The 24,943-nt window shown below is 25.8% G+C and carries 19 protein-coding genes, 1 riboswitch and 1 other annotated feature; of the genes, 13 read left to right on the plus strand and 6 right to left on the minus strand.

The genetic code is table 11. The annotated features are described in order from the left end of the window. Positions 1 to 6: 6 nt before the first annotated feature. Positions 7 to 1,938, minus strand: a complete 1,932-nt coding sequence (thrS, locus tag J2Z53_RS08290; RefSeq protein WP_209797021.1) for a threonine--tRNA ligase — start codon at positions 1,936 to 1,938, stop codon at positions 7 to 9. A gap of 72 nt (positions 1,939 to 2,010) precedes the next feature. Then, positions 2,011 to 2,222 (minus strand) — a binding site (T-box leader). A 43-nt stretch (positions 2,223 to 2,265) separates the two neighbouring features. Continuing rightward, positions 2,266 to 2,670: an HNH endonuclease gene (locus J2Z53_RS08295; RefSeq protein ID WP_209797022.1), complete on the minus strand. Its 405-nt coding sequence runs from the start codon at positions 2,668 to 2,670 to the stop codon at positions 2,266 to 2,268. Positions 2,671 to 2,839: 169 nt separating this feature from the next. Here J2Z53_RS08295 and J2Z53_RS08300 point away from each other — a divergent pair, with 169 nt between their 5' ends. Together J2Z53_RS08300 and J2Z53_RS08305 are read left to right on the plus strand one after the other, a co-directional pair. Next, positions 2,840 to 3,514 carry a hypothetical protein gene (locus tag J2Z53_RS08300; protein WP_209797023.1) on the plus strand — a complete coding sequence of 225 codons (675 nt, stop codon included), beginning with the start codon at positions 2,840 to 2,842 and terminating at the stop codon, positions 3,512 to 3,514. Positions 3,515 to 3,636: 122 nt separating this feature from the next. After that, positions 3,637 to 3,803: riboswitch (SAM riboswitch) on the plus strand. An 87-nt stretch (positions 3,804 to 3,890) separates the two neighbouring features. Next, positions 3,891 to 5,216, plus strand: coding sequence for a Na+/H+ antiporter NhaC family protein (locus J2Z53_RS08305; RefSeq protein WP_209797024.1), 1,326 nt, complete (start codon positions 3,891 to 3,893; stop codon positions 5,214 to 5,216). Positions 5,217 to 5,361: 145 nt separating this feature from the next. Here the strand turns inward: J2Z53_RS08305 and ispF are convergent, their stop codons facing one another. After that, entirely contained in the window at positions 5,362 to 5,835 is a 474-nt protein-coding gene (gene ispF, locus J2Z53_RS08310) for a 2-C-methyl-D-erythritol 2,4-cyclodiphosphate synthase (protein WP_209797025.1), read from the minus strand. A gap of 152 nt (positions 5,836 to 5,987) precedes the next feature. On the opposite strand from ispF, the gene J2Z53_RS08315 reads away from it, so the two are divergent. The 3 genes from J2Z53_RS08315 (at position 5,988) to J2Z53_RS08325 (ending at position 9,375) form a co-directional block, all read left to right on the plus strand. After that, positions 5,988 to 7,040, plus strand: coding sequence for an anti-sigma-I factor RsgI family protein (locus tag J2Z53_RS08315; protein ID WP_209797026.1), 1,053 nt, complete (start codon positions 5,988 to 5,990; stop codon positions 7,038 to 7,040). A 211-nt stretch (positions 7,041 to 7,251) separates the two neighbouring features. Continuing rightward, positions 7,252 to 7,968 carry a DUF3298 and DUF4163 domain-containing protein gene (locus tag J2Z53_RS08320; protein WP_209797027.1) on the plus strand — a complete coding sequence of 239 codons (717 nt, stop codon included), beginning with the start codon at positions 7,252 to 7,254 and terminating at the stop codon, positions 7,966 to 7,968. 30 nt (positions 7,969 to 7,998) lie between these two features. After that, on the plus strand, positions 7,999 to 9,375 hold the full coding sequence (locus J2Z53_RS08325) for an aldehyde dehydrogenase (RefSeq protein WP_209797028.1): 1,377 nt from the start codon (positions 7,999 to 8,001) through the stop codon (positions 9,373 to 9,375). A 79-nt stretch (positions 9,376 to 9,454) separates the two neighbouring features. On the opposite strand, the gene J2Z53_RS08330 is transcribed toward J2Z53_RS08325, so the two are convergent. Then, positions 9,455 to 12,094 carry a cation-translocating P-type ATPase gene (locus J2Z53_RS08330; protein ID WP_209797029.1) on the minus strand — a complete coding sequence of 880 codons (2,640 nt, stop codon included), beginning with the start codon at positions 12,092 to 12,094 and terminating at the stop codon, positions 9,455 to 9,457. Positions 12,095 to 12,519: 425 nt separating this feature from the next. Between J2Z53_RS08330 and J2Z53_RS08335 the strand changes: the two genes are divergently transcribed. The 7 genes from J2Z53_RS08335 to J2Z53_RS08365 all read left to right on the plus strand — a co-directional run bounded on the left by J2Z53_RS08335 (position 12,520) and on the right by J2Z53_RS08365 (position 21,464). Further along, positions 12,520 to 13,197, plus strand: coding sequence for a response regulator transcription factor (locus J2Z53_RS08335; protein ID WP_209797030.1), 678 nt, complete (start codon positions 12,520 to 12,522; stop codon positions 13,195 to 13,197). After that, a complete protein-coding gene (locus tag J2Z53_RS08340; RefSeq protein WP_209797031.1) occupies positions 13,184 to 14,581 on the plus strand; it encodes a sensor histidine kinase in 1,398 nt (465 codons plus the stop codon). The genes J2Z53_RS08335 and J2Z53_RS08340 overlap by 14 nt, the downstream gene beginning before the upstream one ends. Positions 14,582 to 14,600: 19 nt before the next feature. After that, positions 14,601 to 15,389, plus strand: coding sequence for a DUF3919 family protein (locus tag J2Z53_RS08345; protein ID WP_209797032.1), 789 nt, complete (start codon positions 14,601 to 14,603; stop codon positions 15,387 to 15,389). Beyond that, positions 15,373 to 16,383, plus strand: coding sequence for an extracellular solute-binding protein (locus J2Z53_RS08350; protein WP_209797033.1), 1,011 nt, complete (start codon positions 15,373 to 15,375; stop codon positions 16,381 to 16,383). The genes J2Z53_RS08345 and J2Z53_RS08350 overlap by 17 nt, the downstream gene beginning before the upstream one ends. Before the next feature lie 127 nt (positions 16,384 to 16,510). Further along, entirely contained in the window at positions 16,511 to 17,842 is a 1,332-nt protein-coding gene (gene pgtP, locus J2Z53_RS08355; RefSeq protein WP_209797034.1) for an MFS transporter, read from the plus strand. A gap of 103 nt (positions 17,843 to 17,945) precedes the next feature. After that, a complete protein-coding gene (pyk, locus tag J2Z53_RS08360) occupies positions 17,946 to 19,358 on the plus strand; it encodes a pyruvate kinase (RefSeq protein ID WP_209797035.1) in 1,413 nt (470 codons plus the stop codon). Positions 19,359 to 19,682: 324 nt separating this feature from the next. Continuing rightward, positions 19,683 to 21,464, plus strand: a complete 1,782-nt coding sequence (locus J2Z53_RS08365) for a M3 family oligoendopeptidase (protein WP_234925810.1) — start codon at positions 19,683 to 19,685, stop codon at positions 21,462 to 21,464. Between the two features lie 79 nt (positions 21,465 to 21,543). Here the strand turns inward: J2Z53_RS08365 and J2Z53_RS08370 are convergent, their stop codons facing one another. Then, positions 21,544 to 21,939 carry a hypothetical protein gene (locus tag J2Z53_RS08370; RefSeq protein ID WP_209797036.1) on the minus strand — a complete coding sequence of 132 codons (396 nt, stop codon included), beginning with the start codon at positions 21,937 to 21,939 and terminating at the stop codon, positions 21,544 to 21,546. Between the two features lie 357 nt (positions 21,940 to 22,296). Here J2Z53_RS08370 and J2Z53_RS08375 point away from each other — a divergent pair, with 357 nt between their 5' ends. Beyond that, positions 22,297 to 23,067 carry a DUF2087 domain-containing protein gene (locus J2Z53_RS08375; RefSeq protein ID WP_209797037.1) on the plus strand — a complete coding sequence of 257 codons (771 nt, stop codon included), beginning with the start codon at positions 22,297 to 22,299 and terminating at the stop codon, positions 23,065 to 23,067. A 114-nt stretch (positions 23,068 to 23,181) separates the two neighbouring features. On the opposite strand, the gene J2Z53_RS08380 is transcribed toward J2Z53_RS08375, so the two are convergent. Continuing rightward, positions 23,182 to 24,669 (minus strand): ArnT family glycosyltransferase, encoded by a 1,488-nt coding sequence (locus J2Z53_RS08380; protein WP_209797038.1) that lies wholly within the window; start codon positions 24,667 to 24,669, stop codon positions 23,182 to 23,184. Positions 24,670 to 24,943 lie beyond the last annotated feature (274 nt).

The following is a 24,943-nucleotide window of genomic DNA, read 5'->3' on the forward strand; positions in this document are numbered from 1 at the left end:
TTAATATTAAAGTGCTTTATCAGCTATTTCTTTAAGTAATCTAGCTTTGAAGTCTTCAAAGTTAATTGAACCTTCATCATCATTTTTTCTGCTTCTAACTGAAACAGCATTATCATTCATTTCTTTTTCACCAACAACTAGAATATATGGAATTCTTTCAAGTCTTGCTTCTCTAATTTTATATCCAAGTTTTTCAGCTCTATAGTCAGCTTCAACTCTTACACCATTATTTCTTAAATCTTTAACGATTTTTTCAGCGTAATCATTGTATTTGTCTGATAGAGGAAGAACTTTTGCTTGAACTGGTGCAAGCCAAGTTGGGAATGCTCCTGCAAATTTTTCAATAAGCATAGCAAGTGTTCTTTCATAACATCCAATTGATGATCTATGGATAATGTATGGACGTTTCTTTTCTCCATCTTTATCTATATAAGTCATATCAAATCTTTCAGCTAGAGCAAAGTCTATTTGAACAGTTATGATTGTATCTTCTTTTCCATGAACATTCTTAAATTGAATATCAAGTTTTGGTCCATAAAATGCTGCTTCATCATCAGCTTCAACATAATCTATCTTTAAGTGATCTAATATATTTTTCATTATAACTTGAGTTTTTTCCCAAGCTTCTGGATTATCAATATATTTTTCCTTATTTTTTGGATCCCATTTTGAGAATCTATAAGAAATATCATCTGCAATTCCTAAAGTATTCATTATATAGTCGATTAAGCTTACAACGCCTCTAAATTCTTCTTCTAATTGTTCTGGAGTAACAATTAAGTGACCATCAGCTAGAGTGAATTGTCTAACTCTTATAAGTCCATGCATTTCTCCTGATGCTTCATTTCTAAATAGAGTAGAAGTTTCAGCATATCTTATTGGAAGATCTCTGTAACTGTGTTGCTCAGAATTATAAATTGCATATTGGAATGGACAAGTCATAGGTCTTAAAGCAAAAACTTCATCGTCTTTTTCTTCATCTCCTAAAACAAACATTCCATCTTTATAGTGATCCCAGTGTCCTGAAATTTTATAAAGATCGCTCTTTGCCATATAAGGAGTTTTAGTTAATACATAACCACGTTTTTCTTCTTCATCTTCAATCCATCTTTGAAGTGTTTGAATTATTTTAGCTCCTTTTGGCATTATTAAAGGAAGTCCTTGACCTACATTTTCATCAGTAGTAAATAACTTTAATTCTCTACCAAGCTTGTTGTGGTCTCTCTTTTTAGCTTCTTCAATAGCAGCTAAATGTTCTTCTAAATCTTTATTTTTTAAGAATGCAGTACCATATATTCTAGTAAGCATTTTATTCTTTTCGTCGCCTCTCCAATAAGCACCAGCACTTCTTAAAAGTTTTATAGCTTTCATTGGTTTAAGTGACATTATATGAGGACCTGCACATAGGTCTACGAAATCACCAAGTTTGTAGAATGAAATAACTTCATCTTCTCCTAAGTCATTTATAAGCTCAACCTTGTAAGGTTCATCCTTCATAAGTTCTAAAGCTTCATTTCTTGGAAGTTCAAATCTTTCAATTGAAGGATTTTCTTTAATTATTTTTTTCATTTCAGCTTCAATTTTAGCTAAATCTTCAGTACTAAATGAGTCCTCTTTATCAAAATCATAATAGAAACCATCTTCAATTGCAGGTCCTATAGCAATTTTAACATCTGGGAATAATCTTTTAACTGCATAAGCTAATACATGTGATGCAGTATGTCTTAATGCATCTTTTCCTTCTTTTGAATCAAAAGTACAAATTCCAACTTCTGCATCCTCATTAACCTTGTGACGTAAGTCAACAACCTCTCCATTTACCAAACCGCAAAAAGCATTTCTAGCAAGGCCTTCGCTTATACCTTTTGCTATATCTAAAACTGATACGCCTTTTTCAAATTCTTTTACTGAACCATCTTTTAAAGTAACTTTAATCATTTAAAAAACTCCTTTCTTTCGTGTATATAAACTAAAAAATATTATCTAAAATAAAAAAACTTCATCTCTAAAAATAGAGACGAAGTATAATATCCGTGGTTCCACTCTAGTTATTCTTAAACAGTTTAAGAATCACTTTGGTTTGTCGTAACGTGACAATAACGGACTGGATTGGAGTCACTCCGAGGTAGTTTTCTGTTAAGCTCATATAAAAATACTTGCAGCTAATGTATTTTCTCTCTGGAAATGAGGATTTAACATACTCTTCTCATCAACGTATTTATCTTCTTAAGTTATTTTATATTATAATCATACAAATTTCATATGTCAATAAATGCTTTGAGAAAGTTTTTGAAGTTTTATATTTTCTAATAATTCTTCTGAATAATAATTTTTTCCCATAAGAATAAAGATAATATCTTCTTTCCTGTAACCTTCTTTATATAATTTTAAATCTTTTACTATACGTTTAACTAAATTGCATGAAGCTTCAAGTATAGTACAGATTTCCTTAAAGGAATAAAAATCTTTATTTAATAATTTGTATAATTTTTTTTGTAATTTAATTTTATAAATAATATCTGTTTCTAAACAGTGGTGAGGTCCTTTTTTGCCTCTATGATGTTCTTCGCATAAATACATATAATTTAATTTTATATCAAAACCGCCTTCACTTCTATGAACAATATGATGAATGTCAGCTTTTTTATTGCAAATTTCACAAAAATACAAATAATATCCCCCTTACTAACATTTTAAATTATAGATAAAAAATTTAATAAAATCAATTTCAAAAAATATGTTTAGTAAAAATTAGTTAAAAAAAATAGGGGTAAATATAAGGGAATGTGGTATAATATACTATATAGTATATTATATTAAAAAAAGAAAGGTGATATGTATGAAAGACAATTATAATTCATTTGAATTTTGGACTAGTAATGTAAACGAACACAATAATATAAGAGGACACGTATTTGCTAAAAACTTACCAACAAGCAAATCTGTATATGTGCATTCACTTATATTTTCAAATAAAAATGGAATAGAAAATGTATATTCATATTTTCCAAATATTAAAGCATTATTAGGATATATTCAACATTCATTTTTACAAAAAGCATTTTATAATTGGGCTTATGGAACACAAGAATTAATAATGAAAATTCCACCTAAACCAACTGCTGATTTAATAAATAGTATTTTTTCAGATAATAAAATTGATAAAGATGAATTAAAACTTATGAAAAAGCAATATGGAATTCTAAATAATTTATGGGATAAAGATGATGATGAAATTATTAGAACGCTAATAAGATTTTGTAGGGAATTTAATAAAATTTGGGTTGGAGATAATACTAGATTTCTATATATAAAAATATTTAAATCAGCAAAGGAACTTGGAGAATTTGTTGCTGAATCAATAGAAATGACTAATAAAGAACAAAATTTTAAAGATGATATAGGAGTATCAATACAGGACTGGAGAAAATTGTGTTCAGAAGTAGGAACTAACAATGATGTTTCTAAAGCTTTTAGAAAAATTTTATTAAATAAATTATCTAAGACTCTTTAGAAAAATTATACCTATGTAAATAATCTAAAAAAACAATTATATTAAATCATTTTTAATAGATTTTAAAGTGTTGACAGTTAAAATTAATAATGATATAATGAGTAACAATAAAATTTAAAAAAGTCTTATCAAGAGTGGTGGAGGGACTGGCCCTATGAAACCCGGCAACCTACTAATAATTATTGTAGGAATGACTATAAGAAATCAATGTTAAATTACATTGATTATTTGTCGTTTTTAATTATTTAGTGTGGTGCTAATTCCAGCAGTGTTAACTGATAGATAAGTTGTGTTTATAGAGTGTTATAAAGCTTCTGATTTCTATCAGAAGCTTTTTTTAATTTTTAATTATAATTTATAAGGAGGAGAAAGGGAAATGAATGAAACAAAGAAAGGAAATTGGTGGGCACTTATACCATTAGTTGTTTTTATAGTTGTTTATGTGGGAATTGCAATAGTGGCTAAAAACTTCTATGCTGTTTCTGTAATAATACCATTTTTAATTGCAGCAGTTACAGCACTTATTATGAATAATAAAATTAAATTTGAAGAAAAATTACAGATTTTCTGTAAAGGTGCTGGAGATTCTAACATTATACTAATGATTTTAATTTTTGTATTAGCAGGAGCATTTGCTTCAGTAGCAAAATCAATGGGAGCTGTTGATTCAACTGTTAACTTAGGACTTTCAATATTGCCACCAAACCTATTAGTATCTGGAATATTTATAGTAGCTTGTTTTATAGCTTTATCAGTTGGAACTTCTATGGGAACAATAGTTGCACTTGTACCAATAGCACTTGGAATATCTGAAAAAACAGGAATAGCTGTAGCACTAGTAGTTGGTTCTGTTGTAAGTGGGGCTATGTTTGGGGATAATTTATCAATAATATCAGATACAACAATAGCAGCAACTAGGACACAAGGTTGCGATATGAGAGATAAGTTTAAGATGAATTTTAAAATAGTTCTTCCAGCAGCAATAATAACAGCAGTTATATTTATGTTAATAACAAGTGGAACAGAAACTTATAACTTAGGAAATTATAATTATAGTTTAATAAAAATTGTGCCTTATATAGGAGTTTTAGTAGCTGCTCTTTTAGGTATTAATGTTATATTTGTCTTAGGTTCAGGAATAATACTTTCAGCAATAATAGGAATTTCTACTGGAAGTTTTGGGGTTATAGATTTATTTAAAAGTATGGCAGATGGTATTTCTGGAATGAGTGAGTTAATAATAATTTCTTTATTAATATCAGGAATGGTTGCACTTATAAAATATAATGGGGGAATAGACTTTATACTTTATAAAGGACTTAAAAAATTTAGAACAAGAAGAGGGGCAGAACTTGGAATTGGTGCATTGGTAAGCTTAGTTGATATTTGCACTGCAAATAATACAATAGCAATTGTTACTGTTGGACCTATTGCTAAAGATGTATCAAATGAATTTGATTTAGAGCCAAAGAGAGTAGCTGGAATTATGGACATGTTTTCTTGTGTTTTTCAAGGGATAATACCTTATGGTGCTCAACTTATTTCAGCAGCAGGACTTGCAGCTATATCACCTTTTGAAATAATGCAATATTTATATTACCCATATTTAATGGGAATATCAGCTTTAATTGCCATAGTGGTTTATTGGAGTAGAAATAAAGAAGAAAATATAGTGGAATTAAATTATAATACAAATGCTTAAAGTAATATTATAAAATTTTTATAAATTTAATGAAAAAATAAAGTAGATATAAAATTTTTTAAAATAAGGGCTATGTTTTAAAGTAGTGTTAATTTTAGATATAACTGTAATATCTCTTATACACAAAACATAGCCTGAAATTTAATTAAATTTTGTTTACTAAAGCTATACATTGAGAAGAAATACCAAGTCCTTTTCCAGTAAAGCCAAGGCCTTCTTCAGTAGTTGCTTTTATATTCACTTTATCAAAATCTATATCTAAAGCTTTTGATATATTTTTTCTCATTTCTGTTATATGAGGAGCCATTTTAGGAGCTTCTGCAATTATAGTTGCATCTATATTTCCTATTACATAATTATTTGTTTTTAAAAGTTTACTAACTTCTTTAAGAAGTTTTATACTAGAAATTCCTTTATATTTTGGATCAGTATCAGGAAAATGTTTACCTATATCACCTAAGGCTGTAGCTCCTAATAATGAATCCATTATTGCATGTGTAAGCACATCAGCATCAGAGTGACCTAATAGTCCAAGATTATAAGGGATATTTACTCCTCCAAGAATTAAATCTCTATTTTCAACTAATCGATGTACATCATAACCTAAACCAATACGCATATTTTTCACCTCTAATAAATAATTCTTTTATAAGTTTACCACAAAAATAATTATTAATTTCTAATTTCATTTAAAAAAAAACTATATTTAGGTATAATTAAATAGAATAATGATAGCATATGAGAAAAATAGTATTAAAAAAGGGGAGAAATATGGATTTGAAGATATTTGATAGAAATAAGTATAGATTTTTAAGCCAACCAAATTTGGTAGAAATAAGTGAAGAGGTAAATAAGTTAAGAGCAGAACAAATATCTTCGTTAGAAGAGGAACTGTATTCATATAAGGTTTTATTTAAAGATTTGTTTTCAGCTACTCCAACTTATAAAGATAGGAATACAATTTTAAGTATGACTTTTTTTATAATAGAAAATGTGGATTTATTAGAATATATACAAGAGAAAAAGAAATTACCACCAAATATATTAGCTAAAAAAACTATGCAGCCAAGAGGTTTTATAGAAAAATGGAATGATTATATACTTTCATATGTAATTATATTTTCAAATCCTAATTATAAACTTATACAAGATTATATGAAATTCGAAGAATTTGATGAAGAAAAGGAAGAAGAAAATAAAGAAATTACAGATATAGTAGAAATTAATTTAGAAAAAGAAAATTCATTAAGGGGATTACTTATAAAAAAGCTTAAGTTTAGTGGTTGTGTTTTAACTAGTATGGGAGAATTTAAAAAAGTAAAAATTGAATCTAATATGGTTGAAGGAGAAGAAATTAATACAGTACCAAAAAAAAGTTTAAGAGATTATAAGTTATATATTGCAATTGCAGCAGTTATTCTTATATTAATTGGTGGAGGATTTTTTAGACAATACTATAAAATAGATAGAAGCATTTTAATAAATACAACATCACAAATAAAATTAGATGTTAATTCATTTGGTAATGTAGTAAGTTCATATTCACCAACAACTAAGGGTGAAGAAATGCTTAACAATTTAAAAATTAATAATAAAAAGATAGATAAGGCTCTTGAAGAAATATTAATTTATTCTAAAGATAATAAAATGATTCCAGATGGAAGAATTATAGTAACTGTTACTGGAAATCCATTAAAATATGGAACATTAGAAAAAACAGGAGAGTTTGTATCAAATAATAATATAAATATATTGGTTAATAATGTTGGGAAAGAACAAAAACTATTTAATGTAAAACAAAACAAAGAAGAAAAAAGTAAATAATTAAAATAGGTATTTATAGCATTTTAAGTGTTATAAGTACCTATTTTTTTTATTAAATTCAAAATATTACTAACATAATCCACATGTCCCTGTGGATAAGTTGTTATAAACTTGTTGATATATCTGTAGATAATTTCTTGTATTTTGAAGAATACTATTAAAAAAGTAGATTTTTCAAAAAAATTTGTTGTAAAAGGTAGGCGGATATATTTTGAAAATTAGATTTTTAAAGACTTTAGCTTTATTGTGGATAATTTTTGTTGCAATAAGTTTTGCACATAAGCTGTGGATAAGTGATATTAAAACTGTAAATGAAAGTGTACTAGTTGAAAATAATCAAATAAATAAAAAAGATAGTTGTATTGAAATTGATGTGAGTTATCCTAAAATATCAGGAGAAAAGTTTAATAATATTAATAATGAAATATACAATTGGACTGACAAATGGATTAAAGAAGTTGAAGAAAATTTAGAAGACTATAAGAAGAGTGGATATATATGCAATAATAGATATCAGCTTTATTCAAGATATTATTTAACTAAAGAAGGAAATAATATTTTAAGTTTTTATATAGATTATTATCAGTTTACTGGTGGTGCTCATGGAATTACAACAAGAAAGGCTTATTCTATTGATGAAAATAATGGCAGAGTTTTAAAACTTAATGAGTTATTTAAAAAAGGATATAATTATAGACAGATTATTGATGATGAAATTAGAAAAGAGATAAATAAGAATAAAGAAAATTATTTTGAAGATGGGAATTCTTTTAAAGGAATAGATGATAATACTAAATTTTATATAAATGATGATAATTTAGTTATTTATTATGAACAATATGAAATAGCACCATATGCAGCAGGCATTCCAGAGTTTAAGATATCTTTAAATAAGTTTAATGGAAACCTAGTATATGATAAAATCTAAGTAAATAGAAAAACTAGAGGTGAGCAAAAAATGGGGGAATTGGATAAGGTATTACAAAAACAAAAAGAATTTTATGGAACAGGAAAAACAAAGGATATTAATTTTAGATTAGATAATTTAAAAAAATTAAAGGAAGTTATAAAAAGAAATGAGGAGGATATTCTTGAAGCTTTAAAGATGGATTTAAGTAAGTCTTTTTTTGAAGGATATTCAACAGAAGTTGGCATAGTATATGATGAAATAAACTATCAACTAAAACATTTAAGAAAGTTTATGAAAAGAGAAAGAGAAAAGAGTTCAATAATTTACTTTCCAAGTAAAACTTATATATATAAAGAACCTTATGGAGTAGCTTTAATAATAGGTCCATTTAATTATCCATTTCAACTTATATTAGCTCCTTTGGTTGGAGCAATAGCAGCTGGAAACTGCGTTATAATAAAGCCTTCTGAATACTCAATAAATACATCAAAAGTTCTAGAAAAAATATTAAATGAAAACTTTGAAGAAGAATATATAAAGGTTGTTTGTCCAGAAGGTGGAAAAGAAGTAGTAAGTGAATTATTAACATTAAATTTTGATTATATTTTCTTTACAGGAAGTGTTATGGTAGGAAAAATAGTAATGGAAGCAGCTTCAAAAAAACTAATTCCAGTAACATTAGAACTTGGAGGGAAAAGTCCTTGTATTATTGATGAAGATGCTAATTTAGAATTAAGTGCAAAGAGAATAATATGGGGAAAATTATTAAATTCAGGACAAACTTGCGTTGCACCAGATTATTTATTTGTAAATAAAAAAATAAAGGAAAAGTTCTTAAAGCTTTTAGTTAAAGAGATTAAAGATCAATATGGAGAAGATATAAAGAAAAATTATGAGTATCCAAGAATTATTAGAGAAAGAGATATTGAAAGATTAAGTGGATATTTAAAAGATGGAAATATTTATTTTGGTGGAGAATTTAATGTAAAAGAAAAATATATGATGCCAACAATTCTTACAGATGTTAGTGTAGATAGTAAAGTTATGACAGATGAAATTTTTGGACCTATATTCCCTGTACTAGAATTTGATGACTTAAAAAATGTTATTAATTTTGTAAATGACAGAGATAAGCCATTAGCTTTATATTATTTTTCAGAAAGTAAAGAAAAAATAGAATATGTTCTTAATAGCACAACTTCAGGAGGAGTTACAATTAATGATACAGTATTACAAGCTGCATCTAAATATGCTCCCTTTGGAGGTGTTGGATGTAGTGGAATGGGAGAGTATCATGGAAAGGCAAGTTTTGATACATTTACCCACAGAAAAACTGTTATAAAGAGAGGAACATTTATAGAATTTCCACTTAGGTTTGCACCCTTTGGAGATAGAATAAATTTAGTTAGAAAAATTATGAAATAATAATTAAGGAGGTATATAAAAGTAAATTTATATACCTCCCATTTATTTAAAATTATTTAGACAGTAGCCTAATTTTTATTTAAGCGTGATGTACTTCTTCTTCCTCTTTAGAATCCTTTGAGAAAGCTTCTTTAAACACTTTTATACCTTGTATTATAACAGTTGGTAAGAAAGCTAAAAGATAAATTAGTCCCATTTGAGTGTGTGAAAGTTTAGAGACTGCAAATAATCTTTGTAGTGGTGGTACAAATAATACTAAAGTTAAAAGTACTGCACCAGTTAAAAATGCATATATTGAATATTTATTTGTAGTTAATCCAAGTTTAAATATTGAAGATTTACTACGACAATTAAATCCGTGGAACAATCTACCTAAGCAAAGAGTTGCAAAAGCCATAGTACTTGCAACAGCAGCACTAGTTTCAAGTCCTATATGGAATGCAACTAATGTAAATATTGCAATTATTAAACCTTCAAGACCTATATCAAAAACAAAATCTTTAGTTAAAATAGATTCTTTGCTATCTCTTGGCTTATCCTTTAAAAGATCTTTAGTAGGTTTTTCTACACCAATTGCAATAGCAGGTAAACTATCAGTTAAAAGATTTATAAATAGTAAGTGTACTGGCATAAATGGTACTGGAAGTGCCATTAGTGATGCATAAAGAACTGCAATTATTCCAGATGCATTACCAGAAAGTAAAAACTTAATTGAATTTTTTATATTTGCATAAACATTTCTTCCATTAGTAACAGCCTTTACTATAGTTGCAAAGTTATCATCTGTAAGTATCATAGATGCAGCATCCTTTGAAACTTCAGTTCCTGTAATACCCATTGCAATACCTATATCAGATTGTTTTAAAGCAGGAGCATCATTAACTCCATCACCTGTCATAGCAACAATTTTACCTTTATTTTGCCAAGCATTAACTATTCTAATTTTATGCTCTGGAGAAACTCTTGCATAAACAGCTATGTGTTCAAGCTTTCTATTTAATTCTTCATCACTCATTTTATCAACTTCAAGACCAGTAACTGCCATATCTCCATCTTGAAGAATTCCTATTTGTTTAGCAATTGCAGAAGCTGTAATCTTATGGTCACCAGTAATCATAATTGGTTTAATACCAGCTGATATACAATCTTTAACTGCTTCAGCAGATTCTACTCTTGGAGGATCAATCATTGATATTAATCCTAAGAAAGTATAGTTATTTTCATCATCTAAAGTTAAATCACGAAGTTCTGGAAGTTCCTTATAGGCAAAAGCTAAAACTCTTAAACCATTTTGAGAAAGTTCCATATTTGTATCTATTATATTTTGTTTATCATCTTCAGTTATTTTTCTAACACCTTTTGAAGTTTTAATAGAAGTAACTCTACTTAATAAAACATCAAAAGCACCTTTAGTAAACATTATAGTTTTTCCATCAATTTCGTGAACTGTACTCATAAGTTTTCTATCTGAATCAAAAGGAATTTCCTTTAATCTTTTAAATTCATCTCTTATGGCAGTTTCTTTTAAATTGTATATGTGAGCAAGATTTACTAATGCAACTTCTGTTGGATCACCGATTTCTTGTCCATCTATTGAAGTTGAGTCATTACATAAAACTGCATTATTTAAAAGATACTGTTCAGCTTCATTTGTTAAATCTAAGCCTTCGGAATTTATTAATTTACCATCAACAAAAATTTGTTTAGTTGTCATTTTATTTTGAGTAAGAGTACCAGTTTTATCTGAACAAATTATTGATACAGAACCTAAGCCTTCAACAGCTTTAAGAGATTTAATTATTGCATGTTCCTTAGCCATTTTTTGAGTTCCAAGGGCTAAAACTATTGTAACTATAGAACTTAAAGCTTCTGGAATTGCAGCAACTGCAAGGGCAACAGCAAACATTAACGCATCAAGTATTGGAGTATTTCTATATACGCTTAATCCAAAAACAACAACACAAATTAGTAGTATAACAATAGCAAGTTTTTTTGAAAAATCATCTAAACTTATTTGAAGAGGAGTTTTCTTTTCTTGAGTTTGTTCCATAAGTGTAGCAATTTTACCAAGTTCTGAACTCATACCAGTAGCAGTAACAACAACTAATGCACGTCCATAAGTAACAAGAGAACTAGAGAATACCATATTTTTTTGATCTCCTAGTGCAAGTTCATCTTCATTTATTACTTCGTCAGTTTTAGTAATGCTGTCTGATTCACCAGTTAATGCACTTTCATTTACTTGAAGAGAAAAGTTTTCAATAATTCTTCCATCAGCAACTACTAAATCTCCAGCTTCAAGAATTAAAATATCTCCAGGAACTACATCTTTAGAAGGAATTTCAATTTTTGTTCCATTTCTTAAAACTTTAGCATTAGGAGCTGAAAGGGCTTTTAAACTATTTAAAGATTGTTCAGCTTTAACATGTTGTACAGTACCAAGTATTGCATTTAAAATTATAACTGCAAATATTACAATAGTGCTTTCTACATTTCCAGTTGCAATAGAAACAATACCAGCAATAATAAGTATTATAACTAATAGATCTTTAAACTGTTCAAAAAATACCTCTAGAGTGCTTTTTTTCTTTTTTTCATTTAATATGTTTTCACCAAATTTTTCTCTATAAAGAGTTACTTCATTATCATTTAAACCATCTTTGGTAGTTCCAAAATTGTGAAGAACATCTTCAATAGATTTGTTAAAAAATTTTTCCATTAAAAAATTACTCCTTTCAAACAAATTAAATTTTATTATCATAACAAAAAAGACTTTTAATATAAGTTATGATTTAAAAAATCATAATTTATATTAAAAGTCTCGTAACCACTAGGGTATATAACACCAGGCATAATATATACCGAGAATGTTGATGTTATATTTAACACTACTCCCTCTTAAGGTATTAAGTTATTATACTTAGCATAAATCTATATACTAAAAATGTCAATAGGATATATAATAAATTATTTTATATTTATTATGTATTTAAGAAATTGATAAAATAATCAAAAAATAAAAATAAAATATGAATATTTTAAAGAAATATTAAAATATTAAACAATAAATTAAACAGTATGTAAATAGTTTTATTGTTATAATTTATTAGAGTGTGTTTAATAAATTAAGGGGAGTGTAGAAAAATGAAAATACTTGCAGTAGATGATGAATTTAGTATTTTAAGATTACTAAAAATTACTTTAGAAGTTGAAGGGTATGAAGTATTTTTAGCAAAAAATGCAGTTTGTGCATTAGATACAATAATAAAGGATTCACCAGATATAATAATTTTAGATGCCATGCTTCCAGATATAGATGGTTTTAATCTTATACATAAAATAAAAAAGATAAAAGATATTCCAATAATTATGCTAACAGCAAAAAGTAATATAAGTGATAAGCTTTTAGGACTACAATTAGGAGCAGATGATTATATAACTAAACCATTTAATAGTACAGAGCTTCTTTTAAGAATAAATGTAATAAAGAAACGTTTATTTAACATTGAGAAAAATTTTGAAAAAGAGATACTAAATTTAGGTAAAATAAAATTATTTTTAAAAGAAAAAAAAGTTTTAATAGATAAGGAACCAATTGAACTAACTTATAAAGAATTTCAGGTATTAACTTATTTATGTGAAAATCGTGGAAAGGTGTTTTCAAGAGATGAACTTTTAACTAAAGTTTGGGGATATGATTTTGAAGGAACAACAAGGGCAGTTGATATGTTAATACAAAGACTTAGGAAAAAACTTGGATCTTGTCAAGGATACATTAAAACTATATATGGATTAGGATATAAGATAGATGAATTTGAATAAAATTAAATTAAATATAAAGAGTAAAATTATTATAACAAGCATTTTTATTCTTTTTCCTATAATTGTTTTTATATGTATAATAACATTTAAAATATTAACTGCAAATCTATTAAATAGTTCCATAAATTCACTTATTGCAGAAAGTAAATCAGCTCAAATATACATTCAAAATATAATTAATGAAAATAAGGATTCTAATATTAATACTATTATTGATGATTATGGTCCATATATATGCAATGAGCTTAAAGAGAGATTTAATGTTAGAGTTCAATTTTTTAATGAATACCAAAAATTAATATATGATACTACATCAGATAAGGATATATTAAGATATTATAAAGATATAGATGAAGCAACTAATGGAAATAAGGCTTATATAACAAAGAATATAGATGGAGTTCCATACATATTTATTTCTTCACCAATATTTTATAAAAATAAAGTTTGTGGAGTAGTAAGGTTTGTTTTTAAGGATATATCAACTTATACAATAGTAAGGAAGGCCTTTTATATTGTATTTATTGTTGCATTATTTTTTATGATATTAGGTATAATTTTATTCTATATGTTTGCAAAAAGACTTACAAAACCATTAATTAAGCTTACTGATTATTCTCAAAGGATTTCTAATGGAAATTATGATGAAAAGGTACTGATAAATAGTGGAGATGAAGTAGAAGTACTTGCAAATGCCTTTAATGAAATGAGTGAAAATATAAATATATATATAAAAGAAATAAAGAAGTCTTACAAAAATCAGAAGGAATTTTTTGATAATATATCTCATGAATTTAAAACACCTTTAACTTCAATAATTGGTTTTTCAGATGTTATGCCAAAATTAAATGACAAAGAACAAATAGATGAAAGTTCGTATTTTATAAAACAAGAGGGAGAGAGGCTTTTAGATTTAGTAAATGAAATATTAGCTATTGCAAAAAGTGAAAAGGATTCTTTTCAAATTACAAATGAATTCATTAATTTAAATAAAATAGTTAGTGAATGTATTTCTATATTGCAGCATAGGTTAGATAAATATCATATAATTGTTGAAAATAATTGTATTACTCATTTTGTTTATGGAGATTACAATAAAACAAAGCAGGTTTTTTTAAATGTATTAGATAATGCTATAAAATATAGTGGTTGTGAAATATTAACAATTAATTCTTTTAAGTATGAGGATAGATTTGAAATACAAATAAAAGATGATGGAATTGGATTTGATACAAAAAATCCAATTAGTGAAACAAGTACAGGATTTGGACTAAAAATATGCAAAGATATAATGAAAAATCAACATGGAACATTTGAAATTGAGAGTGAATTATATTCAGGTACAACCTGTACAATAATTTTTTATAAGTACTCTTCTAATTAATATATGAAAGGATATTCAAATGAAAAATTATATTAAATATTTAATAGCTGGTGCAGTTACAATAATAATTATAATTTTTGTAGTTTTATTAGGTAATTTTAATACTGTTTATGATAAGTTAACAATTGTAGAAAATGAAGCTTCAGCAGTAAAATCTTTAAATACATCAATACCAAAGCAAATAATAATACATACAGATTTCTATAGAAAAACAATAATTACAAGTAAACTTGAAATAGATCATATTTTAGATTTAATTAATACAATAAAAAATTCATCTTCCAATAAACATGAAGTAGTTGAAAGTAATAATTCATCTTATACAGTTGATGGAGAGATATTTTATAACAATAATAAAGTTGATAAATTTTCTCTAAATAACAAATTAACTTTTGATGGACATACTTACAGTGCAAATTCATATTTAATAAATATGTTACATAGAGTGTTATTTAATTACTTCAATACTTATGAGCATTTAATTGATATTTTAAATGCTAATAAATCAAGTATATATTGCATAGATAAAGATAAAAAATTTTATTTAAATAAAAAACAAAAATTAAATTTAGCTAAAGAATTATCTAAGTTAATTCCAATGAATGATAGAGTTAAATTAAATAAAACTAATATAAATGATAAAAAACTTTATACTCTTAAAATAAAAATAAATAAAGACTTAGAAAATAAAACAAATAATTTAGTATTTATTGATGTATATAAAAATTATATTGTTATTCAATTTTTAGCTGATGATAATGGTAAAAAAATTTATATGGAAGGTGCTATAAATGAATTTAAAAATTAAGTTTAAAACTATAATGGTGGTGTTTCTTATAAGTATTGTTTTAATTACATCAGTATTTTGTCTTAAAAGAAGTATAGTTCCTTCAGTTCCAGACCTTAGCAATGAACATTTAGTTGTTTACTCTTGTTTACGTGGAGAGGAAACTAAATCTATATTAGAACTTTTTAAGGAAAAAACTAATTGCTCTTATGAATATATACAACTTCCAACTCAAGAGGCAGTATCTAGAATAGAAGATGAAAAATTTTCACCTAAAGCAGATATATTTTTAAGTGGAACAGGACTTAGTTTAAAAAGGCTTGCAAAAGATAATATAATAAAAAGATATACATCACCTAATGATAAAAATATATCTAAGATTTTAAATGGAGAATATGGAAATGGAGCAGCCTTTGAGGTTCATCCTTTTTCAATAGTTATAAATAAAGAAATATGGGACAAAAAATTTAAGAGTAAAAAAATACCTCTACCTGAAAGCTTTGAAGATTTAACAAATCCAAAGTTTAAAGGAAAAATAGCATTACCTAATCCATTAACATCTGGTACTGGACATAGTTTTATAGCTTATCTAAATGAGGCATTAGGAGAAAAAAAGTATAAGAATGTTATTTCGAAAATAAAAAATAATACGGGATTTCTTTCAACTAGAGGATATAATGTAGTTCAAAATGTTGCATCTGGTGAATATCCAATTGGGGTAGCCTATTTAAGTAATATAAAGTTAATGGAGGAAACTACTAAAAATCTTATAGTAATTACTCCTAAGAATACTGGTGTAGATATACATGGAGTAGGAATAATTAATAAGCGTGATAATCTAAAGGCTTCAGAGGCGTTTATAGATTTTATTCTTTCAACTGAAACTCAAAAAGATTTAAAGAAATTTTCTAAAGCTATTCCAGTTATAAATTATGAGAACAACGGAAGTGAGAATGTAATTGGAAATTTAAAAGATGCAGATTTAGCTATAAGTATATGGAAAAATATTAAATAATATAAGGTTTTTTAAAATCACACGAATGTTACATTTGTAATATATTTGTGTGATTTTTTAGTTACGTTAATCGTTTAACATAAGCTCATAGAAATTATAAATTATATTTTTAAGGAGGGTCTGTTAAATGATTGGTTTTTTAAAACCTGCTCCAACAATAGAGCGTTTACCAGAAGAAAAAATTAAAAAAACTTATAAAAACTACCGAATTCGTATGTTTATTATGATAATGATAGGATACATGTCTTTCTACTTAGTAAGAAAGAATTTTGCAATTGCATCCCCATTATTAGTACACAACTTACATTTTTCAAAAACAGAAATAGGACTTATAAGTAGTGCTTTTGCAATTTCATATGGACTTAGTAAATTTATATTAGGTACATTAGCAGATAAATCAAATGTTAAAAATTTCTTGTGTGCAGGGCTTTTAGCTTCAGCTGTAATTAATATAGGGTTAGGATTTACAAAAAATCTTTGGATATTTGTAATATTAATGATATTAAATGGTATATTCCAAGCTATGGGAGCACCTGCATGTCATATAGTTATAGGAAAATGGTTTAGAAAAAATGAACGTGGACTTAAGATGAGCACCTGGAACACTTCTCATAATATAGGTGGTGGATTAGTTGGACCTTTAGGAACTTTATCACTATTTATATTTGGTGCTAATTGTTATCAAAGTGTATTCTTTTTACCAGCAGTTATTTGTATAGCTATTGTTATTATTATGTTTTTAATTGGTGCTGATACTCCAGAATCTGTAGGATTACCTTCAATTCCTGAATACTATGGAGATGAAGTTTTAGAAGAAGAAAAAAATGTAGACAAAAGTGATCTTTCAATGAGAGATATAATGTTCAAGTATGTATTAAAAAACAAATATGTTTGGATATTAGCTATAACTAATATATTTATATACATAGTAAGACAAGGTATGGTTGATTGGATTCCAATATACTTAACTCAATCAAAGCATTTTTCATTAGCAGATGCTAACTGGGCAATGATGTTATTTGAATATGCAGCAATTCCAGCTACTATATTAATTGGTTGGCTATCAGATGTAGTATTTAAAGGAAATAGAGCTCCACTTGGAATTATATGTATGCTTGGAGTATTAGTAGCAGTATTTATATATTGGAAAACTGATAGTTACTTAGTATCAATGCTTGCAATTGCTTTTGTTGGCTGTTTTATATATGGACCAGCAATGCTTATTAATATGAGTTTAATTGATCTTGTTCCAAAGTTTGCAGTAGGTTCTGCAGATGGTTTTGCTGGATTAACTGCATATCTTATTGGACAACTTAATGCAGATCTTTTAATTGGTTATTTTGCAGATAAATTTGGATGGAATGGTGCCTTTATATTTATGCTAATAGGTGCAGTATGTGCATTATTAGGACTAATTATTCTTCAAGTAACAGTAAATAAAAACAAAGCTACAAATTAATAAAAAACCGTTAAATGCTATTAATATAAAATAAAAAAGCTTAACATCATTAATTTAGTATTGATGTTAAGTTTTTTTATAACAATTATAAGAGGTGATTATAATGCAAAAAACAAAAATGATATTTACAATAGGTCCTTCAAGTAATTCAAAAGAAATTTTAAGGGAATTTATAATAAATGGAATGAATGTTGCTAGATTGAATTTTTCTCATGGAACTCATGAAAGTCATTTAGAAATTATAAATAAAATTAAAAATTTAAGAGAAGAATTAAATACTTCAACTGCAATACTTGCAGATATAAAAGGACCTAAAATAAGAACAGATAAATTTAAAAATGATTCAGTTATTTTAGAAAAGGGAGGAACTTTTATATTTTCATGTGATAAAGAAATATTAGGAGATAGCACTAAATGTTCTATTTCATATAAAGATTTATATAAAGAAGTAAAATCTGATGATGTTATTTTAGTAGATGATGGGTTATTAGAGTTTAAAGTTAATAAAGTAATAGATAAAGATATTATTTGTACTATATTAACAAGTGGAAAAATATCAAATCATAAAGGGGTAAATGTTCCAAATGTAAAAATAGGATTACCTGCAATAACAGAAAAAGACAAAGGAGATCTTAACTTTATTTGTAAAAATGATATAGATTTTATAGCAGCCTCTTTTATAAGAAAAGCTTCAGACGTAGATGAATATAGAGAAGTTTTAAAAGAAAATGGAAGAGAAGATATAAAAATAATATCAAAGATTGAAAGTACAGAAGGAATAGAAAATATAGATAGTATAATTGAAGCATCTGATGGAATAATGATAGCTAGAGGAGATATGGGAGTTGAAATTCCTTTAGAACAAGTTCCAATAGTACAAAAAAGTATAATAAAAAAATGTAATATTGCAAATAAAGTTGTTATAACTGCAACTCAACTTTTAGATTCAATGATAAGAAATCCAAGACCAACTAGAGCAGAGGTAACGGATGTTGCAAATGCTATTTTAGATGGAACAGATGCTATTATGCTTTCAGGAGAAAGTGCATCTGGATTATATCCATTAGAAGCAGTTAAAACTATGAGTAAAATTGCAAAGGATGCAGAAACTCATTTAAATTATGAAGAAATAATAAATCAATTTAAAAATGAAAAAATAGAAAATTATGATGAATTAATAAGTTATTCAGTAGCAGAAACTGCAATAAAATTTCCAACTAAAGCTATAGTAGTTAAAGTATCTAATGGAAAAAAGGTAAAGTGTATATCTAGATATAGAACTATAGTACCTATAATTGCAGTAACAAATGATAATAAATTAGCTAGATCATTATCATTTGAATTTGGTGTAATTCCAGTTATAAATGATGAATATAAAAATAAAGATTTTTCATTAATTGCTAGAGAAATTGTTTTGGAAAATAATATAGCAAATAGGACTGATACTATATTAGTTATAGATTCAAGTGATAATAATTTTGGTAAAAATGATCTCTTAAAAATAGAGACTGTTTAATATAATATACTATACATAAAAAGAAACTTTTTTAGAAATATATAATTAGGATAAAAAACAAAATAATAAATAAATTTTAAGGCAAACATTTCCAAAAGGCAATTTTATAAGAGATATTGTTAATGCAGAAAAATTTTCTTACTAAAAATTCTTGAGTTTAATCCCACTGTAATATTTATGACCAGTATTATTTTGTTTTATTTTAACTTATATAATTTTGGAAAGGTTTCTTTTTTTATTTAAATAAAAGTATGAAATACAAATATGCATAGGTATAAATGGTATAATTAAATTAAAAATATATTGAATTTGGAGGAAGTATTTATGGATAATAAACCACTTAATATGAAGTGGAATCTAAAATCCCTATATAATGATTTTAATGGGAAAGACTTCATTTCAGATATAAAAGCCTTAGATGAAAAAATAAAGGAAATAAATATTTGGGCCAAAGAAAATTTAAAGGATAATTCTAATGAAGGAGAAAAGATAGAAGAGTATTTAGAGCTTAAAACTTCTTATGAACTTCTTTATGGAAGATTAGAAGCCTTTGCAAGTTTAACTTTATCAGCAGATTCTAAAAATGATGAAGCAAAAAAAACTTTGGAATTACTTGGAAAAAAAGAAACCTTAATTAAAGGAGTGGAAGTATCCTTCATAAAATTTTTAAGAAAAATAGATAATATAGATAAGGTTATAAATTCTAAAGAAAAACTTAAAAAGTATGAGTTTATAATAAAGGAAATGAAAAATAAAAGTAAATATATATTAAGTGAAGATGTGGAAGTTTCTATAGCAAAAATGTCTCTTACAGGTTCAGTAGCATGGGAAAATTTAAGAAATACATTAACATCTAATCATAAGGTTCCTATAATAATAGATGGAAAAGAAGAAGTTTTAGGAATAAATGAAGTTAAAAATATGCTTTTTAGTGGTGATGAAAAACTTAGAAAAAATGCAGCAGAGTCAGAGAAAAAAAGTAATAAGTTTATAGAAGAAGGGGTAGGTGCCTCTTTAAATGGAATAAAGGGAGAAGTAATAACTATATGTGATATGAAAGGATATAAATCTCCTCTTGAAAAAACTCTTATAGATTCAAGAATGGATGAGAAAACCTTAAATTCCATGATTAAAGCTATGGAAGAAAGTTTAGAAGATTTTCAAAAGTATTTTAAGAAAAAAGCTAAACTTTTAGGTCATAAAGATAAATTACCTTATTATGATATTATGGCTCCAGTTGGAAATGTTAATAAAAAATATAGTTATGAAGAAGCTAAAGATTTTATAGTAAAACATTTTAATTCATTTTCAAAAGAAATGGGAGATATGGCAACTAAAGCATTTAATAATAGATGGATAGATGCAGAAGTTAGAAGTGGAAAAAGAGGGGGAGCATTTTGCTCAAATTTATACTGTATAGGTGAAAGCAGAATACTATGTAGTTTTAGTGGAAGTTTTAAAAATGTTTGCACCCTTGCCCATGAACTTGGTCACGCATATCATGGAATGATACTAACTAAGGAAGAATTATTAAATACTAAATATCCAATGCCCCTTGCAGAAACTGCCTCAATCTTTTCAGAAACAATGGTTAGAAATGCAGCTTTAAAGGATGCAGATAGAGAGGAAGCCTTAGCAATACTTGGAGCAGAACTTGTAAATAATTCATCTGTAATAGTAGATATTTATGCTAGATTTTTATTTGAAAAGGAAGTATTTGAAAGAAGAAAAGATGGAGAATTATCTGTAGAGGAAATAAAGGAAATAATGATAAAAGCTCAAAAGAAAGCTTATGGAGAGGCAATAGATGAGAAAACATTAGACCCATATGCTTGGATTCATAAGCCACATTATTATTATGCAGAAAGAAATTTTTATAATTTTCCATATGCCTTTGGATTGTTATTTGCAAAGGGACTATATAGTCAATATTTAAAAGAAGGAAGTTCCTTTGTAGAAAAATATAATAAAATATTAGGGCTTGCAGGAAAGGCTAGCATTTATGATGTAGCTAAGTTTGCAGGAATAGATGTACATGATATAAACTTTTGGAGAAGTTCTTTAGATATAGTAAAAAAAGATATAGAAAGATTCATTAATTTATAAGTATTAGTACAGTAAAATTATATGTTAGTTTAAATAAATAATAAAAGAGATTGCTTTATTTTTAAGGCAATCTCTTTTATTAAGAATCAAATTCATAAATATATATAAGGCTATTATCTTTATCTAAAACTGAAATAATATAATTAAATGGAATGTCATAATTGTCCTTATCATCTGGATACATTTCTTTATATTTATTTTTATAATAATATAATCCATGTTTAATATTTTTAGGAATCTTTTTACCATTACCTAAAGTACCATAGGATATATTATTATAATCTCCACCATATAAAAGTGGAATTGCTATTTTATCTTCTATAGGAAGGGACTTCCATTGTTTAGAATTTAAAGCTTTTTTATATAAAATATCAAAATCATCTTTAGAGACTTTTATTTTTGCAAAATAATCTCCATCACCATGAAATCCACTATGTGTATCTATTTTTTCCTCATATACTATTGAATTTGGCATAGTTAAACCACCTAAAAGATTTTTTTCATAATTTACTTTAATTACATTTGAGTATATTTTGGTTCCTAAAATAACTATTGAAATAATTATTACAATGATTAGAATAGATATTTTAAGTTTTTTGTGCTTAATTTTAATCACCAACTTTTATTTGAAAATTTCATTTATGATTATAGCATATTTTATAAGAATTATTTGATTAAAAAATTAAGTCAATAATTAAATAGATTAATAAGAAATATTTCATGGGAAAAGCATAATGTAAACAAAAATTATTTAAGTTTATTTATATATAGACAAAATACCTTTAAAAGCATAAAATGATGGTAAGGATGAATATAAAAGGAGTGTTAGAACATGGGTAAAAATAATAAAGAGTTATTTTGGGATGCAACAATTGATGAGGTTAAAAAAGGATTTATTGAGGAAGAGGAATGCTATAAATGTATTATCTGTGAAAAAGAATTTACAAAGGGTAGAATATATGAGATAGATTCTGCATTTTATGATGCAGAAAAAGCAACTAAACTTCATATAGAAAATATTCATAAGTCACCACTACATTATTTACTTGAAATGAATAGTACTTTTACTGGTATATCAGAAATTCAAAGAGAAGTACTAATATTAATGGCTTCAGGATTAACTGATAAAGAAATTGCTATTAAGTTAGGAGTTGCACAATCAACTATAAGAAATCATAGGTTTAAATTAAGAGAAAAGGAAAAGCAAGCAAGATTATTTTTAGCAATGATGGAACTTTTATCTAGTAAGTCTAAGAAAAATATAAATATATTAGAAAAAGATATATTATGTGATGCTCATAAAACAGCTACTACATTAGATGATAGATATAACATTACAAATAAGGAAAGAGAAAGTACAATTAAAAATTATATGGATGAAAATGGAGCTATAAAAATATATCCATCTAAAGAAAAAAAGAAAATAATAATTTTATCTGAAGTTATCAAGAATTTTTCAACTGGAAAGAAATATTCAGAAAAAGAAATAAATAGGATTTTAAAAAGGATATATGAAGATTATGCAACTATTAGAAGGGCTTTAGTAGAGTATGGATTTATTGAACGTGCTGATGATTGTAGTGTTTATTGGGTAAAAGAATAAATCATGAATGATATTAACTTTAATTTTTAATATGATTAAATGTTTTAGAAATAAATATAAAACTATTAATAAATTTAAAAGATCACTAAGTTTTTAAGTGATCTTTTAAAAATTTTATTTTAATTTGTAGAGTATACCAGAATTATTTTTACTAATTTGAATATAATACTTTTTTATATATTGCATGATAAATTTATCCTTCATTTTACTTAGATCTTTATTAGAAACTTTATTAGGGTTTGAAGTTACTATCCATGTTGGTTTATTATTTTTTAATGTGGAATTAATTTCTTTATAAACATTTTTATCAGTTAGATTCCACCAATCTTGAAGAGTAAAGTATCTATTGCATGGAGAAATATTAGTTAAAAAAAACCAACGAGCTTCTTGATTATAGCTAAATACTTCATCTTTATTGCAATTTATATGTGAAGCTAATTGAATTGAATTCTCTATATAATCATTAGTTTTAGTTTTAACTTTGTATAATCTATCTACACAAAAATATGTAATCCAAGTAGATGTAATAATTATTATCAAAATAAAAACTATATTTGGTAAATTATATTTTAAATCTAATTCTTTAAGAAATACTATTATAGATAATACAAATTGTGGTGCACCTGTTATTAAATAATGCATAAAAGTGTGGCCGCTTAAACAAATTGAAATTACTGTAATTATAATATTTAAACATAAAAATACTGTCATGATTAAATTTTTCTTTATAAAAGAAATTATAATTGAAAATAAAGATGTTAATATTAATATCCATAATACTATTTTAAAATGACTTCTAGTAGTAAATAGTAAAAATTTAATGTTATGTAATAGAGAATCTCCCTCATACATAAAATTAAATATAAAAGTTCCATAAAAGAAATCATATAATGCTTTGTTATATATAAAATATGATAGTATAGGAATAATGCAAATTATACAACCTAATATGTAGTATAAAAAATATTTTATACATTCTTTAAATCTTTTATTTAGAAGAAGATAGAGGAATATAAAAACAGTTGTACTAACAATAGTAGGACTATTATTCATTCGTATCATAACTACGGCCATAAAAGTTATTCCTAATATAATTGAACTAAGATTAGAAATTTTTTTCTTTTTAGAAAAGTAAAAGTTGATAAAAATATATAATGCTATTATGCAAAAAAAGTTACTATATTCTTCTGACATATTACCATATTGTATGGTGTAAGTTGAAAATGCCATGTAAGAAATAGGTGGAATTATTGAAATTATGGTTTCTTTGAAGAATTTTTTGCTTATTTTGAATATAAGTATTATAGAAATAAACATAAATGTAAATTCAGTAAACCATATTCCTAATGTTCCATGGATGAAGTTTTGAGGAATTGCATTTATGAAGAATAGTAGAGGCCCCTTATGATCAAAAATTTCTTTAAATAAAATTTTACCATTACATACTTCTTTACCAACCTCCATAAAGATACCACTGTCACTTGTAGCACTACCTAGTAATGGACTAGTAGAACCAGCTAAAATTAGCATATAAATAAATATAGCAATAAACCAAATATAATTGCTTAATCTAGTTAGCTCTTTTTGAAAAAACTTTTTCATTAGTAGAAACTCCTTTTATCAAATTTAAAATTAACAAAGTTATTATAACATATGGAATATAATTGGTGGATTTTAATGAGAAATTTAACAAAATGATTAATCTATATTAACAAAAATTGATAGTGTAAAAATAGCTTATATAAAAAATAAAAATTTAATGTGTTAATATACTTAGAAAATCAGAAATAATTATTTAGATATGTAGTTTTTTTAAATATATATTATTTTAAATATAATCAATTTATATAGAGAAAGTTAACTTATAAAGGTTAAA

Source organism: Clostridium moniliforme (assembly GCF_017873235.1).
Classification (GTDB): domain Bacteria; phylum Bacillota; class Clostridia; order Clostridiales; family Clostridiaceae; genus Clostridium; species Clostridium moniliforme.

Excerpts from the sequence above, each read along its gene's own strand:
- thrS (WP_209797021.1), bottom strand. The coding sequence starts at position 1,938 with ATGATTAAAGTTACTTTAAAAGATGGTTCAGTAAAAGAATTTGAAAAA.
- J2Z53_RS08300 (WP_209797023.1), top strand. The coding sequence starts at position 2,840 with ATGAAAGACAATTATAATTCATTTGAATTTTGGACTAGTAATGTAAAC.
- J2Z53_RS08305 (WP_209797024.1), top strand. The coding sequence starts at position 3,891 with ATGAATGAAACAAAGAAAGGAAATTGGTGGGCACTTATACCATTAGTT.
- ispF (WP_209797025.1), bottom strand. The coding sequence starts at position 5,835 with ATGCGTATTGGTTTAGGTTATGATGTACATCGATTAGTTGAAAATAGA.
- J2Z53_RS08315 (WP_209797026.1), top strand. The coding sequence starts at position 5,988 with ATGGATTTGAAGATATTTGATAGAAATAAGTATAGATTTTTAAGCCAA.
- J2Z53_RS08325 (WP_209797028.1), top strand. The coding sequence starts at position 7,999 with ATGGGGGAATTGGATAAGGTATTACAAAAACAAAAAGAATTTTATGGA.
- J2Z53_RS08330 (WP_209797029.1), bottom strand. The coding sequence starts at position 12,094 with ATGGAAAAATTTTTTAACAAATCTATTGAAGATGTTCTTCACAATTTT.
- J2Z53_RS08335 (WP_209797030.1), top strand. The coding sequence starts at position 12,520 with ATGAAAATACTTGCAGTAGATGATGAATTTAGTATTTTAAGATTACTA.
- J2Z53_RS08340 (WP_209797031.1), top strand. The coding sequence starts at position 13,184 with ATGAATTTGAATAAAATTAAATTAAATATAAAGAGTAAAATTATTATA.
- J2Z53_RS08345 (WP_209797032.1), top strand. The coding sequence starts at position 14,601 with ATGAAAAATTATATTAAATATTTAATAGCTGGTGCAGTTACAATAATA.
- J2Z53_RS08350 (WP_209797033.1), top strand. The coding sequence starts at position 15,373 with ATGAATTTAAAAATTAAGTTTAAAACTATAATGGTGGTGTTTCTTATA.
- pgtP (WP_209797034.1), top strand. The coding sequence starts at position 16,511 with ATGATTGGTTTTTTAAAACCTGCTCCAACAATAGAGCGTTTACCAGAA.
- pyk (WP_209797035.1), top strand. The coding sequence starts at position 17,946 with ATGCAAAAAACAAAAATGATATTTACAATAGGTCCTTCAAGTAATTCA.
- J2Z53_RS08365 (WP_234925810.1), top strand. The coding sequence starts at position 19,683 with ATGGATAATAAACCACTTAATATGAAGTGGAATCTAAAATCCCTATAT.
- J2Z53_RS08370 (WP_209797036.1), bottom strand. The coding sequence starts at position 21,939 with ATGCCAAATTCAATAGTATATGAGGAAAAAATAGATACACATAGTGGA.
- J2Z53_RS08375 (WP_209797037.1), top strand. The coding sequence starts at position 22,297 with ATGGGTAAAAATAATAAAGAGTTATTTTGGGATGCAACAATTGATGAG.
- J2Z53_RS08380 (WP_209797038.1), bottom strand. The coding sequence starts at position 24,669 with ATGAAAAAGTTTTTTCAAAAAGAGCTAACTAGATTAAGCAATTATATT.